The sequence below is a fragment of the Streptomyces fuscichromogenes genome (assembly GCF_014645815.1).
In the GTDB taxonomy this organism is placed as follows: Bacteria; Actinomycetota; Actinomycetes; order Streptomycetales; family Streptomycetaceae; genus Streptomyces; species Streptomyces fuscichromogenes.
This window is the reverse complement of sequence record NZ_BMML01000009.1, coordinates 168710-183728: the sequence shown is the minus strand read 5'-3', so window position 1 is coordinate 183728 and position 15019 is coordinate 168710. Positions and strand designations below refer to the sequence as shown.

At 71.1% G+C, this 15019-nt stretch carries 10 protein-coding genes; 4 read left to right on the top strand and 6 right to left on the bottom strand.

The genetic code is table 11. The annotated features are described in order from the left end of the window. Positions 1 to 6: 6 nt before the first annotated feature. Positions 7 to 840 carry an SDR family NAD(P)-dependent oxidoreductase gene (locus IEZ11_RS21280; protein ID WP_189264409.1) on the top strand — a complete coding sequence of 278 codons (834 nt, stop codon included), beginning with the start codon at positions 7 to 9 and terminating at the stop codon, positions 838 to 840. Between the two features lie 73 nt (positions 841 to 913). On the opposite strand, the gene IEZ11_RS21275 is transcribed toward IEZ11_RS21280, so the two are convergent. The 4 genes from IEZ11_RS21275 to IEZ11_RS21260 form a co-directional block, all read right to left on the bottom strand. Then, positions 914 to 2536: an FAD-binding oxidoreductase gene (locus tag IEZ11_RS21275; RefSeq protein ID WP_189264408.1), complete on the bottom strand. Its 1623-nt coding sequence runs from the start codon at positions 2534 to 2536 to the stop codon at positions 914 to 916. Between the two features lie 102 nt (positions 2537 to 2638). After that, entirely contained in the window at positions 2639 to 3013 is a 375-nt protein-coding gene (locus tag IEZ11_RS21270) for a nuclear transport factor 2 family protein (RefSeq protein ID WP_189264407.1), read from the bottom strand. A gap of 106 nt (positions 3014 to 3119) precedes the next feature. Then, complete coding sequence (locus IEZ11_RS21265) at positions 3120 to 4325, bottom strand: MFS transporter (RefSeq protein WP_229713244.1); 1206 nt, start codon at positions 4323 to 4325, stop codon at positions 3120 to 3122. Between the two features lie 150 nt (positions 4326 to 4475). Then, a complete protein-coding gene (locus tag IEZ11_RS21260; protein WP_189264406.1) occupies positions 4476 to 5645 on the bottom strand; it encodes a low temperature requirement protein A in 1170 nt (389 codons plus the stop codon). Positions 5646 to 5839: 194 nt separating this feature from the next. Between IEZ11_RS21260 and IEZ11_RS21255 the strand changes: the two genes are divergently transcribed. Then, positions 5840 to 6697, top strand: a complete 858-nt coding sequence (locus tag IEZ11_RS21255) for a hypothetical protein (protein WP_189264405.1) — start codon at positions 5840 to 5842, stop codon at positions 6695 to 6697. Positions 6698 to 6699: 2 nt separating this feature from the next. Here the strand turns inward: IEZ11_RS21255 and IEZ11_RS21250 are convergent, their stop codons facing one another. Together IEZ11_RS21250 and IEZ11_RS21245 are read right to left on the bottom strand one after the other, a co-directional pair. Further along, positions 6700 to 8157, bottom strand: a complete 1458-nt coding sequence (locus tag IEZ11_RS21250) for an alpha-amylase family protein (protein WP_189264404.1) — start codon at positions 8155 to 8157, stop codon at positions 6700 to 6702. Beyond that, entirely contained in the window at positions 8154 to 10841 is a 2688-nt protein-coding gene (locus IEZ11_RS21245) for an MGH1-like glycoside hydrolase domain-containing protein (RefSeq protein ID WP_189264403.1), read from the bottom strand. The genes IEZ11_RS21250 and IEZ11_RS21245 overlap by 4 nt, the downstream gene beginning before the upstream one ends. Positions 10842 to 11164: 323 nt before the next feature. Here IEZ11_RS21245 and IEZ11_RS21240 point away from each other — a divergent pair, with 323 nt between their 5' ends. Continuing rightward, a complete protein-coding gene (locus IEZ11_RS21240) occupies positions 11165 to 11953 on the top strand; it encodes an SDR family oxidoreductase (protein WP_189264402.1) in 789 nt (262 codons plus the stop codon). A gap of 228 nt (positions 11954 to 12181) precedes the next feature. Then, positions 12182 to 13762 (top strand): sodium:solute symporter family protein, encoded by a 1581-nt coding sequence (locus tag IEZ11_RS21235; RefSeq protein WP_189264401.1) that lies wholly within the window; start codon positions 12182 to 12184, stop codon positions 13760 to 13762. Positions 13763 to 15019: the final 1257 nt, after the last annotated feature.

Below are 15019 nucleotides of genomic sequence, written 5' to 3'. Positions count from 1 at the left end.
CCCCACATGAAGGCCGTTCCCGAGCAGACCATCCTCATCACCGGCGCCACCGACGGTCTCGGCCGCGCGGTCGCCCGTGAACTCGCCGCGCAGGGCGCGTCGCTGATCCTGCACGGCCGCAGCGCGGCCAAGGGCGCGGACCTGCTGGCCGAGCTGCGCGCGGCCGGCGCCACCGGCCGGCTCAGCTACGAACTGGCCGACTTCTCCTCCCTGGAGGACATCGGCAAACTCGCCGAGCGGATCCTCACCACGCACGACCGGCTGGACGTGCTGGTGAACAACGCGGGCATCGGGGTCGAACTGGCCCGCCAGGAGAGCCAGGACGGGCTGGAGCTCACCTTCCAGGTCGACTACCTGGCGGCCTACATCCTCAGCTGCCGGCTCGCCCCGCTGCTGGTGGCCTCGGCACCGGCCCGGATCATCAACGTCAGCTCCGCGGGCCAGGCCCCGATCAACTTCCGGGACGTGATGCTGGAGCGCAACTGGGACGGGGTGCAGGCCTACTGCCAGGCCAAGCTCGCCCAGATCTCGCTCACCTTCGACCTGGCCGAACGGCTGGCGGGCACCGGGGTGACGGCCAACGCGCTGCACCCGGCGTCGTACATGCCGACCAAGATGGTGGTGAACCTGTTCACCCCGCAGAGCACGGTCGCGGACGGCATGCGCAACACGCTGCGGATGATCACCGACCCGAAGCTGGACGACGTCACGGGCGTCTACTTCAACCGCTCGACGCGGGCCCGCGCGGGCGCCCAGGCGTACGACGACGCGTCCCGCGCCCGGCTGCGCGAACTCAGCGAGTCGCTGACCGGGGTGGCCTTCCCGGCCAGCTTCGGCTGATCCCGAACCGGACGAGCCCCCGCCTCACCGTAGCGAGGCGGGGGCTCGTTCATGCCACGGTGCGACCGAGCTCTCAGTCCGCTGTGACGGACAGCCGGTGGTGGAAGACGTTGTGCGGGTCCCAGTTGGCTTTCACGGCCTGCAACCGCGGGAGGTTGCCCTTGAAGTAGAGGCTCTGCCAGGACACCCCCGAGGTGTTCCAGGCCGGGTCGGCGAGGTCGGTGTCCGGGTAGTTGATGTACGAACCGTCGTTGGTGTCGTCGGGCGCGGGCACCCCGCCGGTGGCGGTGTACAGGTCCCGGTAGAGGTTCCGCATCCAGGTGACGTGCCGGTCGTCGGAGGCGGCGTCCGGCCAGTACGTGGTGAAGTTGGCCTTCAGGACCGAGTCCCGCTGGGCCAGCGCGGTGGTCGCGGACGGGACGGTGTTGACCTTGCCGCCGTAGGAGTAGAGCAGGATCCCGGCGTGTCCGTCGTAACCGGCGTCGGAGAGGTACCCGTACAGCGTCGCGGCCTGCCCGGCGGACCAGCCCCTGCGCAGGTAGGCGCCCTTGGACTTGGTGCGGTTGTACAGGCCGGTGTCGTAGGGGTCCTTGAGGGTGGTCTTCATCCAGGGCCAGGAAGAGCGGACCTCGGTGTACGGCGCCCCGATGCCGCCGGCCACCGCCGTGACGTACCCGTCGAGGAGCGCGGCGGCGTCCGGCAGGGTCCCGTCGATCTGGGTGTTGAGCACCACGGCGCCCTGCACCCGGTTGTAGAGGATGAGCACGCTGTGCAGGCTGTCGTAGGCGGAGCCGGCCACGCTGTTGCGGGCGTGCCAGGCGCCGTGGTCCGCGACGAGGGCGGTGAAGGCGGCTTCCGTGAGGTCGCTCCACTTGATGCTGACCGTGGACTTCAGGAGCGTCTTCGGGGGCCGGGGCAGCAGGGCGGCCGGGTCGGTGCCGGTGGCGTCCGGGGAGCGGAACCAGTAGCGGGTGACGATGCCGTAGGTGCCGCCGCCCCCGCCGGTGTGCGCCCACCACAGCTCGCGGTGCGGGTCGTCCGGCTCCCGGGTGGCGACCACCGCGCGGGCGGTGCCGGACGCGTCCACGGTCACCACCTCGACGGCGTACAGGTGGTCCACGACCGCGCCGTGCTGCCGGCACATGGCGCCGTACCCGCCGCCGGTGACATGCCCGCCGACGCCGACGGTCGGGCAGGTGCCGCCCGGCAGCGCCACCCCCCACTCCAGGTAGAGGGTCCGGTAGACATGGCCGAGGGTGGCGCCGCCCTCGACGAGGAAGGCCCGGCGGGCGGGGTCGTGGCGGACCGCGTCCATCTCGGACATGTCGACGAGTATCCGTACGTCCGGGTCGTCGACGAGCCCGTCGAGGCAGTGCCCGCCGCCGCGCACCCCGATGCGTCTGCCGTCGCGCACGGCCTCCTGGACGACGGCCACCACCTGTTCGGTGCTGTGCACGAGCCGCACGGAGTCGGGGGCGGCGGTGAATCTCGCGTTGTAGCCGCGCGAGGTGAGATCGAGATAGCGGGCGTCGGACGCGTCGACGGTGACCGCGGCGGGGGCACCGGCCGCTCTCTCCGCGGCACCGGCGGGGGTGGGGAGAAGGGCCGCGCCGGCCCCGGCGGCGGCCGCCGAGCCGAGGAGTCCGCGCCGGGTGAGCCCGGCGGCCGGCCGCCGGTCTGGCTGCTGTCGTGTCACAGGTGTCTCCTGGATCCTGGGAATCTCGGGCTGGGAAAACGACTGCCGCCCGGGAGGCGCGGAGCCTCCCGGACGGCAGAGGGGAGCCGGCGGACGGGGCGGTCAGACGACCTCGTGTCCGCTGACGGTGGTCTCCGGGATCTCGTCGCGGACGTCCCAGTGCTCGACGATCAGTCCCTCGTCGATCCGGAAGACCTCCACGACGACCATGCCGCGGTCGTCCGGGTCGCCGCGGAAGCGGGTGTGCAGGAAGACCAGGTCTCCCGAACCGGCCGCGCGCCGGATCTCGAACCGGGCCCGCGGGAACTGCTTGTGGAAGCCGTCCACGAACTCGACCAGCGGGGCCCGCCCGTCGGGCAGGTTCGGGTTGTGCTGGATGAGGTCCTCGGCCAGGTACTTGTCGGCCAGCTCGGTCCGCCCCTGGTTCCAGACGGTCTCGATGTACTCCCGGACGAAGTTCACCTGGTGGCTGCTCATGGGTTCTCCTTGAACTGACTTGAGGGATGGCGCCCCTGAAAGGGGCGCGGGGAACTGCGCGACCAGCCACGACGGCGCCGCAGACGACGACCGACCGACCGGCCGCCTAACCGGTACGCACGGGAGTGGTCGCCGACCGATCCGCACCGGCCGCCGCCGAGGCGACCTGCCGGACCGAGGACAGATGGGCAAGCCCCGCCAGCACGAGCACCCCCAGGGCCGCCCACGGAATCGGCCCGGCGCCCAGGTCCGGCAGCAGGCTGCTGCCGATGAAGCTGCCGAGGCTCATCCCCAGGTACAGCGCCGCGGCGTTCAGCGCGAGGATCAGCCCCGGCTGCAGCGGCACCAGCTCCACCAGCCGGGCCTGCTGCGGCGCCTGGTACATCTGGCTGAAGAACGCCCAGAACGCGAAGAAGGCGACCCCGGCCGTGGAGTGCGGAGCCACCAGCAGCAGCGCGAAGCCCAGCGCGAGCCCGAGCACCGCGACGCTCACCGTGCGCCCGCCGCCCAGCCGCTCGGCGATCCGCGGCGCGCAGGCGTTGCCCGCCACCCCGATGACGCCGAAGGCGAGCAGCGTCAGCGAGATCAGCCCGGAGGACGCGCCGAAGCGGTCCTTCAGATAGGCGCCCGCGATGCCGTAGACGGTGAACTGGGCGGCCATGAACAGCAGGGTCGTGGTGACCGTGGCGGCGGTGGCCGGCGTGCGCATCGCCTCGCGGTAGGCGCGGGCGGTCGGCGGTTCGCCGGACGGGATCTCGGGGACGAACAGCAGCACCGCGACGAAGGCGAGCGCCGACAGCGCGGCCACCCCGAGCAGGGCCGGCCGCCAGCCCAGTGTGCCGCCGAGGAACGAGGCGAGCGGTACGCCGAGCACCGCGGCGGCCGTCATGCCGCCGAACACCGTGGCCAGCGCCCGCTGCCGGCGCTCGGCCGGCACGATCAGCGCTCCGGCCGCCGAGGCGCCGGGACCGAAGACGGCGGCGCCCATCGCGCCGAGCACCCGGGTGACGGTGAGGAAGCCGTAGTTCGGCGCGACGGCGCCGAGGGCCGCGCCGACGGTGAGCAGGCCGATGCCCACGAGCAGCACCCGCTTGCGGTTCCACCGGCGCAGCAGGATGGGGGCGGTGGGCGCGCAGACCGCGAAGGTCAGCGCGAAGACGGTGACCAGGATGCCCACCGTGGCCGGCTGGACATGCAGGTCGTCGCCGATCGGACCGTTCAGGCCGACGACCGCCAGCGAGATCGTCCCCAGGCTGAAGTAGCCCAGCGACAGGGAGAGCAGGCCCGGTAGGGCGCCGCGCGACGGCATCATGCCACCTCCACTTCCTCGTCGGTGCCGGAAAGGCGGGAGCCGGAAAGTTCCATACGGCGAACCTAGGAACGCTCCGCGTCCCGCCGTGGCCGCCCCGGGAGGGTGTCCGGCACTGCCCCAGATCCGTCGGCCTACTACGTCAGGTCGTCGTCAGACCGTCCCGAACGCCCGGTTGCGCAGGATCAGCGGTACCTGCCGTCCGGAGCTGATCAGCCAGTGCTCCGCGGCGTTGACCAGCAGGAGCAGTACGGTCGTACCGGCGAGGGTGGCCACGCCGGGCAGCCGCCAGGCCGACAGGGCGAGGGCCAGCAGGGCGATGCCGCCGTAGAACCGGGTGGCGGACGCGGCGCCGAACATGCGGCGCCGGGTGTAGCAGAACGCCAGCATGAAGAGGGCGGCGCCGGACGGCAGCAGGGCGGCGCTCAGCCCGTCCGGGGTGTGCAGCGGGGAACGCACGGTGCGGGTGGCGCCGACGGAGACCAGCAACAGGCCGACGACCAGCACCAGATGGCCGTAGCTGAGCACGTCGCGGACGACGACGGACGGGGTCGGATGGGTGCGCAGGGCGTGCGCGACGGCCGAGGCCACCAGGTGGAAGTAGAGCCACCACAGGGCGCAGCCGACCAGGAAGGCGAGGACGAGGGCGGTCAGTTCGGCCGGGGCGAGCGGGCCGTGGGTGGCTCCGGCGCCAACGGCGAAGACGTTCTCGCCGAGGGCGATCATGACGAACAGGCCGAAGCGTTCGGGCAGGTGGTTGACGCCGAAGGCCAGTTGGCGCAGATGGCCGCTGAGGACGACGGGCGCCGCGATCTCGGCGACGACGGCGCAGGCCCAGCAGACCTCGCGCCAGGGCGCCGGTACGGAGGCGAAGGCGAACAGGACCAGGGCGAAGGCGAGTCCGGCCCGGTAGGGATGGATGGTGTAGAGGGCGCACTCCTTGCGGATCGCCTCCCCGATCAGCAGGCGCAGGGCGAGATAGCTTCCGGAGTACAGCAGGGCCGCCTCCCGGTCGGCCAGGGCGAGCGGGGCGGCCACCGCCATGCCGTAGACGGCGAGCGCGGTGAGCAGCAGGAACACGCGCTGGAGGTTGGTCTCGTGCACGGCGTTCATCGCCATGACCACGTCCACCCAGGCCCACCAGAGCGGGACCAGTACGAGCAGGCACTTCCCCAGCACCGCCCAGCTCGGGTGCGCGGCCACCGGGTGGGCGACCTGGCTCACGCCGAACGCGAGGACCAGGTCGAAGAAGAGTTCCGCCCAGGTGGTGCGGTCGCGCGCCGAGACGGCAGGAAGGGTCGTCGCTGCGGTTGCGTCGGTCATCCCTGTATCGGGACACGACCGCCGCCCGACGCCACCCCGGCGTGGAAAAACGGCCCGCACTGCGCGAAGTCCCGGCCCGGGATGTCCCAGATCGGCCACCGCGTCCGGTACCCGGCGGGTCCGGCCGTCGCCCTTCGGAGCAAACCGGGTTGCCCCTCTCGCGAACTGATGCTCCGTCAGCTAAACCTGACGGTATGACAGACGACGCGACGCACGCAGTCGACACCCGCAGCGACCTGTACGCGGAACTGGCCGCCGTCGGCCCCTACGGAGCCGATCTCGGGCATGCCCTCATCACCATGGTCGAGCCGCATCCCGGCCACGAGCGCGCGTACAACCGGTGGTACGAGGACGATCACTTCATCGCCGGTGCGATGGCCATGCCGTGGATGTACGCGGGCCGCCGCTGGGTGGCCACCCGGGACCTCCAGCTGCTGCGCTACCCCGAGAACTCCGCCGTCGCGCGGCCGGTGACGGCGGGGTGCTACATCTCCGTCTACTGGATGACCGCCGGCCGCTATGCCGACCACATGCGCTGGACCGTCGGCATCAACAAGCGCCTCAACCGCGACCACCGGGTCTTCCAGGACCGCACGCACGTCTTCACCGCCTTCCAGGACCATGTGGCGACCGTCTATCGCGACGGCGACCACGGCCCGCGCGACATCCACGCCCTCGACCACCCCTACGCCGGGCTCGTCGTCCAGGTCGTCGACGCGAAGTCCCCCGGCGAGCTCGGGGAGTTGCTCGCATGGCTGCGCGAGGACCACCTGCCGAAACGGCTGGCCGGCTCCCCGGCGGCCATGGTGACCGTCTTCGCGCCGACCCCGCTGCCCCTGGACCGGATGACCTACGTCAAGCAGGTCGAGGGGGTCGGGACCCGGCTGACGCTGCTGTGGTTCCTCCAGGCCGATCCCCGCGAGAACTGGCGGGACCACTTCGCGGACCTGGACACGGCGGTGGCCGCCTCCGGCCTCGGGGACGTGCAGTTCGTCGCCCCGTTCGTCCCCACCGTCCCGGGCACCGACCGGTACGTGGACGAACTGCGCTGAGATCACCGGGACGGTCCGAGCGAGAGCAGGTGCCAGCTCCAGGCGTCGAGGGCCACGAACAGGCCCGCGTCGGCCAGTTCGTCGCCGTCCCGGTCGTAGGTGCTGCCGTCGAGCAGCCCGGTCAGCCGGCAGGAGTGCCCGCGCAGTTCGTCCCAGGGCAGCGACACCCGTCCCTGGGCGGGCTGTCCGGAGTAGTTGAGGACGACCAGGAAACGCTCCCGGGCGGTGCTCCAGGACCAGGCGAGCAGGTTGTGGTGGGTGTCGTTGTCCGGCCAGCCGGTGCAGGTCAGCAGCTGCCAGTCGCCCTCGCGGACCGGCGCCACGGCCGCCACCAGGCGGTCGTGGAAGTCGCGCAGGGACGCGTCGGCCGGTTCCTCGGGGCGGCGCGAGAGGAACACCGGCAGGCGTACCCGGCGGCCCTCGAACTGGCCTTCGTGCCAGAGGGTCGCGCCGGGCAGGGTGGCCACGGCCACGGCCGCCGCCCGTTCCCTGGCGCCCGGCAGGGTGGCGGCGGCCCGGGGTTCGTCGTGGTTCTCCAGGAAGCGGACGAGCCGGTGCTGGTAGCCGAGGCCGGCGCCGAGGTGGGCCCGGACGGAGTCGGCGTCCTCGTGGACCAGCCGGTCGTAGAGCCGCTTGTCGTAGCAGTGGTCGAAGCCCTGTTGCTGGAGGTCCCATTCGAGGTCCCAGTAGGCCTCGGCGACGAAGAGCAGGCCGGGATGGCGCTCGCGCACGCGGGGGATGACGTACGGCCAGAAGTCCTCGGCGGGCACCTGCCCCGCCCGGTCGCCCCAGGTCTTGGCGAACACGTCGTTCATCAGCAGCATCGCCATGTCGCAGCGCACGCCGTCCGCCTGGTCGCCGATGGACACCAGTGTGTCGGTCGCCGCGGTGCGGAGCCGCTCGCTGAAGGCGTTCAGCTGGACGACGTCCGGCCAGGGCGGGAAGTACGGGTCGCGGCCCCGGGCGAACACCCGTCCGCCGGCCGCCAGGAAGGCCTCCGGCGAGCGGGCCAGGTCGTCCGGCGTGCCCTGCACCAGACAGTCCGGGCGCTCGGTCAGCCAGGGGTGGTCGGGGGCCACGTGGTTGGGGACGTAGTCCAGGATCAGGCGCACGCCCCGGGCGGCGAGTCCGGCGCGGGCCGCGGCCAGCCCCTGCGGACCGCCGAGCCCCTCGTCGACGACGTAGTTCCGTACGCAGTACGGGGACCCGGCGATGTCCGCCGGGGTCAGGTCGGGCAGGGCGGCGCGGAAGGAGGCGAGCAGGCCCTCGTCGCGCAGGGCGATCCCCAGTCCGGCCGGGCTGCGCTCCCACACGCCCATCAGCCAGACGGTGTCGACGCCCGGCCGTGCGACCTGGTCCCAGACCTCGCCGGGTACGTCCCCGAGGGTCACCCGGCGCCCGAACCGGACGCTCAACTCCCGTAGCCACACGAGGGTGTTGATCTCGTAGATCACCGTCATGACAGCGGCTCCTCGCGCAGGGCGCCCCAGTCTCCGGCGCCGACGACATGGAACAGGGTGGCGGTGACCGCGGCCAGGCCGGTCCAGCCGGTTTGGTGGGAGGCGCCGAGGCCCGCGCCGGTGTCGCCGTGGAAGTACTCGTAGAACAGGATCAGGTCCTTCCAGTGCGGGTCCTTGGCGAACCTGGCCTGGGCGCCGTGCACCGGGCGGTGACCGTCCGCGTCGCTCAGGAAGGTGGCGGTGAGCCGGCCGGAGATCTCGCGCGCGACCTCGTAGAGGTTCATCCGCCGGCCGGAGCCGGTCGGGCACTCCACGGTGAAGTCGTCGCCGTGGTAGGCGTGCAGGTTCAGCAGGGCCCGCACGAGCAGGACGTTGACCGGGAACCACACCGGGCCGCGCCAGTTGGAGTTGCCGCCGAACATCCCGGTGTCGGACTCGCCGGGCAGGTAGCCGACCCCGTAGGTCTCGCCGTGCACATCGAAGGTGTACGGGTGGTCGGCGTGGTACCGGGAGAGCGAGCGGATGCCGTGCGGTCCGAGGAACTCCTCCTCGTCGAGCATCCGGGACAGGATCCGGCGCAACCGGTCCGCGTCGAAGAGCGCGAACAGGTGCCGCCCCGCCGCACCCGCGCCGAGGATGTGAGGGGCGACCAGGGCCTCGACGGCCGGGTGGCTGCGGACGAACTCCGCCGCGCCCTCGACCAGTTCGGGGAACCGCTGGTCCGTCCAGCCGCCGATCACGCTGGTCGCGGCCAGCGGGATCAGCCCGACCAGGGAGCGGACCTTCAGCCGGGTCGCACCGCCGTCGGGCAGTCGCAGGACGTCGTAGTAGAAGCCGTCCTCCTCGTCCCACAGGCTCTGGTTGTCGTCGCCGATGCGGTTCATGGCCACGGCGATCCAGGCGAAGTGCTCGAACAGGGTCTGCGCGTGCTCGACGTAGACCCGGTTGCCGTCGGCCAGTTCGATGGCGATCTCCAGGAGGTTCTGGCAGTAGAGCGCCATCCAGGCGGTGCCGTCGGCCTGGTCGAGGTGGCCGCCGGTGGGCAGCGGGGCGCTGCGGTCGAAGACGCCGATGTTGTCGAGGCCGAGGAAGCCGCCCTGGAAGACGTTGTTGCCGTCGATGTCCTTGCGGTTGAGCCACCAGGTGAGGTTCTTCGTCAGCTTCTGGAAGGCGTTCTCCAGGAAGTCGCGGTCGCCGCTGCCCGTGCGGTGCTTCTCCAGTTCGTAGACGAACAGCACGGCCCAGGCGTGCACGGGCGGGTTGACGTCGCCGAAGTTCCATTCGTAGGCCGGGATCTGGCCGTTGGGGTGCAGGTAGAGGCGGCGCAGCAGCAGGTCCAGCTGCGCCTTGGCGAAGCCGATGTCGACCATGGCCAGGGCGATGGTGTGGAAGGCGAGGTCCCAGGCCGCGAACCAGGGGTACTCCCAGGTGTCCGGCATCGAGATGACCGCGTCGTTGACCATGTGATACCAGGCGCTGTTGCGGATGCGCGGGTCGGCGGCGAGCGGATCGGCGCCGTGCTCGGTGAGCCAGCGCTCGACGTCGAGGTAGTAGTACTGCTTGCTCCACAGCATTCCGGCCAGGGCCTGCCGCACCGTGCGCCGTTCGTCCTCGCCGAGGCCGTCGGGGACGACGCCCTCGAAGAACACGTCCGCCTCGGTCCGCCGGGCGTCGAACACCTGCTGGAACTCGCCCCAGGGGTCGGTGAGTTCGGCGGCGGTCAGGCGCAGCCGTACGGTGGTGCTGCCGCCGCCGGGCACGGTGCGCACGTGGTGGACGGCGGCCTTGGTGCCGGTCCGCGCCGGGTTGACGGCGCCGGTCTCGCCGTGGACGACGTACCGGCCGATGCCGTCCTTGACGTACGGGGTGGTGTTCGGGCTGCCGAAGATCCGCTCGTTGTTCGTGTCGTTCTCGGTGAACAGGGTCTGCGGCCCACCCTCGAAGTACAGCCAGCGCGGGCCGAGTTCGTCGTGGTCGGCGCGGATCACGCCGTCCGCCGGCTGCCGCAGAGCGGGTACGGCCGTGCCGCCCGCCCAGGACCAGGTGTGCCGGAACCAGAGCGTCGGCAGCAGGTGCAGCGTGGCCTCGTCGGGGCCCCGGTTGTACGCGGTGATCTCGATCAGCAGGTCCTCGGGGCCGGCCTTGGCGTACTCGACGAACACGTCGAAGTAGCGTTCCTCGTCGAAGACTCCGGTGTCGAGGAGCTCGTACTCGGGGTCGTGGCGCCCCCGGTCCCGGTTGACGGTGACGAGGTCGTCGTACGGAAAGGCCCCCTGCGGGTACTTGTAGAGGTACCTCATGTACGAGTGGGTGGGCGTCGAGTCGAGGTGGAAGTAGTACTCCTTGACGTCCTCGCCGTGGTTGCCCTCGGCGTTGGTCAGGCCGAACATCCGCTCCTTGAGGATCGGGTCGCGGCCGTTCCACAGCGCGAGCGCGAAGCACAGCCGCTGCTTGTCGTCGCTGAAGCCCGCGATGCCGTCCTCGCCCCAGCGGTAGGCCCGGGACCGGGCCTGGTCATGGGTGAAGTAGGACCAGGCGTCGCCGCCGGGGCTGTAGTCCTCGCGGACCGTGCCCCACTGCCGCTCGCTCAGGTACGGCCCCCAGCGCCGCCACGCCGCCCGGCCCGCGTCGGCGTCCGCCAGCCGCAGCCGCTCCGCGTCCGCCCTGTCACCGCTCTCCGTCATGACCCGTCCTCCCCGCGCAGTACCTGCACCCAGACTCCGGCGTCCCGGACCCGGCCGCAACGGCATGGGGGAACCGGGCGACCGCCGGAGCCGGCCGCGGCCCTGCCGCGGTCCTGCCGCGGTCCTGCCGCGGTCCTGCCGCGACAGGCCTCCCCGGACGCCCCACCCTCGGCACCGGCAACCCGCCCACGCCCGCACCACGCCCACGCCCCGCCCGCACCCGCACCCGCACCCGCACCCGTCCGTGCGGTTCCCCTTTCCGGCGCCCGCCCATACCCTGACGCTCCGTCAGAAACTTGCCCACACCCGGGAGATGGTTGGCGATGTCGTTGCTGACAGGAAAGACGGTCGTGGTGTCCGGAGTCGGCGCCGGACTCGGGCACCAGGTCGCGGCCACCGTCGTACGGGACGGCGGGAACGCCGTGCTCGGCGCACGGACCGAGGCGAACCTCGCCAAGAGTGCGGCCGGGATCGATCCGGCGGGCACCCGGACCGCCTACCGGGCCACCGACATCACCGACGAGGCCCAGTGCGAGGCACTGGCGGACCTGGCGAGGGAGCGGTTCGGCGGGATCGACGCGGTGGTGCACGTGGCCGCCTGGGACTCCTACTTCGGCGGGGTCGAGGACGCCGACTTCGCGACCTGGGCCTCGGTGATCGACGTGAACCTGCTGGGGACGCTGCGGATGACCCGGGCATGCCTGCCGGCACTGAAGGCGGCGGCCGGCGGAGCGGTGGTGTTCATCGGCACCCAGTCCGCGATCGCCGCGCCCTCACAGGTGCGGCAGGCCGCGTACGCCGCCTCCAAGGGCGCGCTGACCAGCACCATGTACTCGCTGGCGCGGGAGCTGGGACCGCACGGGATCCGGGTCAACACGGTGCTGCCGGGCTGGATGTGGGGGCCGCCGGTGCAGGCGTACGTCCAGTTCACCGCGCACACCGAAGGGGTGCCGGAGGACGAGGTGCTGGGCCGGCTGACCGAGCGGATGGCGCTGCCGAAGCTGGCGACGGACGGGGACGTGGCGGACGCGGCGGTGTTCCTCGCATCGGACCGGGCGCGGGCCATCACGGGCCAGTCACTGCTGGTCAACGCAGGGGAGCTGATGCACTGAGGGGCCGGCCCACACCCGTCGAGCCATCCCGCGCCGTTCATACTCATGAACCAAGGTCAGCAAGACGAACGATTTTACTCTCACTTGACCTTACGCCAGCTTGTCGTGCCCTCGCCACGGAACCCACGATGAGCGGGCACTTCGCGGCCTTCCCCGTCCCCGCTCCGCTTATGCGAAGTGCCAGCCAGCTGAGCGGAGTTCAGTAGGCGGACCCTGGAAGGGGGGCGCATGAACGGGCTCGACTGGGCCGTGCTCATCGGCTACTTCGGTGTGATGGTCGCGATCGGCGTCTGGTCGCACAAACGCGTGGACAACGTCAGCGACTTCTTCACCGCGGGCGGCAAGATGCCCTGGTGGCTGTCCGGCATCTCGCACCACATGTCGGGCTACAGCGCGGTGATGTTCACCGGGTACGCGGGCATCGCCTACACCTACGGCGTGACCTCGTTCGTCACCTGGTCCTTCCCGATCGCGCTCGGCGTCGCGATCGGCTCCAAGCTCTTCGCCCCGCGCATCAACCGCCTGCGCTCGCGCCTGCACGTGGCGTCCCCGCTGGAATACCTGAAGAACCGCTACAACCTCCCCACCCAGCAGGCGCTGGCCTGGTCCGGCATGCTGCTGAAGATCGTGGACGTGGCCGCGAAGTGGGCCGCGATCGCCACCCTGCTGTCGGTGTTCACCGGGGTCTCCCTCAACCAGGGCATCCTCATCACCGGCGCGATCACGGCGGTCTACTGCACGATCGGCGGCCTGTGGGCGGACGCGCTCACCGAGCTCGGCCAGTTCGCCATCCAGCTCCTGGCCGGCATCTCGATGTTCGTCGCCGTCGTCCTGAAGCTGAACGACAAGGGCATCGGCTTCTTCGACGCCTGGAACCAGCCGGCCCTGCACGGCCACGGCAAGCCGCTGGTCGGCCCCTACGGCACGGTCTTCCTGCTGGCCTTCCTCTTCATCAAGCTCTTCGAGTACAACGGCGGCATGCTCAACCAGGCCCAGCGCTACATGGCGACGGGCAGCCCGAGGGAGGCCGAGCGCGGCGCGCGCCTGTCCGCCGCCCTCTGGCTGGTCTGGCCGGTCGTCCTCTTCTTCCCCATGTGGATGTCACCGCTCCTGGTCCACGCCCAGAAGCCGGACGGCTCCGACTCCTACGGCCTGATGACCGAACAGCTCCTCCCGCACGGTCTGCTGGGCCTGGTCATCGTCGGCTTCTTCTCCCACACGATGGCGATGTGCTCCTCGGACGCCAACGCGATCGCGGCCGTCTTCACCCGTGACGTGGCCCCGGTCGTGTCGCGGCAGGCACGGGCCTGGAACGAACGCTCGGGCCTGATCGCGGCCCGCGTCACCACGGTCGTCTTCCTGGGCCTGTCCATGACGGTGGCCACCCAGATCAACTCCCCCACCTTCAAGGACATCATCACCGTGGTCATCAAGTGGGTGGCCGGCCTGATGGGCCCGATCGCCATCCCGATGATGCTGGGCCTGCTGCGCCCCTTCCGCCGCTCCGGCCCCACCGCGGCGCTCACCAGCTGGGCGGCCGGCCTGCTGGCGTTCTGGCTGGTCAACTACCCGATCAACTGGAACGTGGACGGCGGCGTCCCGCTCCAGTACCAGGTCTCGGTGCCGCTGGCCGTCTCCCTGGTCCTCTACATCCTCATCGGCTTCCTGAAGCCGGAGGACACGCCGGAACGCCTGGCCATCATCGAGACCGTCAACACGGACGGGGACAGCGCGGCCGCGACGGTCCCGGTACCGGCGCAGGCTGCGGCGGGCGGCGGCGATGCCCTGGAGTCTCCGGTCAAGGACTGACCGGTTCCGCCGGGACGGCGTCCTCCCGCCACGCCAAGGTGCGGCAGCCCCCGCCTTGCGCTTCGGGAACGCCGTCCCGGAAACCGATCCTGCCGCGCGGCCGGGGAGCCGTCGACGGCACCTCCCGGGCCCGGTGACACCAACCCCGGTCATCCGTTCGACAGGGGACAGGAGTCATACCGGGCCCTGAGATCGCATTACGGGGGACGAGCTCCGGTGAGCCCGCCGAACCTCCGGCTACATGCCCGGCTGGGTGTTGCTGGGCTGCGTACCGCCGGGCTGCGCATTGCCGGCCGACGAGGTACCACCGGCCGACGAGCTACCCGACGTGCCACCGGCCGACGAGCCACCCGTTGTCGTACCACCGGCCGACGAGCTCCCCGACGTACCACCGGCGGACGCGCTACCCGACGTACCACCGGCCGACGAGCCACCGGCGGACGCGCTACCCGACGTACCACCGGCGGACGAGCCACCGGCGGACGCGCTACCCGACGTACCTCCGGCGGACGAGCCACCCGACGTGCCGCCGGCCGACGTGCCACCCGTTGTCGTTCCACCCGCAGGCGGATTACCTGCCGGCGGGTTACCCGTTGTCGTACCACCGGCCGGGGGGTTACCTGCCGGCGGATTACCCGTCGTCGTACCACCCGCAGGCGGATTCCCTGCCGGAGGATTACCCGTCGTCGTACCACCCGTGGTGCCGGCCTGCTGGTTCACCGGTGCGTTGATGGTTGAACCGATTATCTGGTTGACGTTGTTGGTTGTCTGGACCTGGATCTGGTTCATCACCGTCGTCGACAGGCCGAGGCTTGTCGCCTTGGCTTGTGCGGCTGCTGAGCCCGCCGCTCGCGCCTGCTGCTCGGAGGCGCCCCGGTTGATAGCCGCTTGCGCCGCGCTGGTCCCGGCCGCCACGGCTGCGGACGCCCCTGCTGCGCTTCCTGCGGAAGCCTGTCCCGCGGAACCCGTGCAGGACACGGGACCCACGGTGACAGCTCCTGTGCCTGTGACAGCTGTCGGTCCAATACGGCCGTCAGAAGAAGAAGTAACGCTCTTTCCCCCGGGTGAGACGGTGAATGTTCCGTTGGGAGCGAAACTATCGCCCGTCAGGGTCCCTCCGGTGACCCGGCATGTCGGATTCGAGGCAGCGGAGGCCACCTCCGTCATACCGGTGACAGTTCCACTGACGAGTGCGGCTATTACGGCTGCACCGAGTGCTGTTTTTCCTAGCATGAATCTCTCCCTGCCTGGATTTCG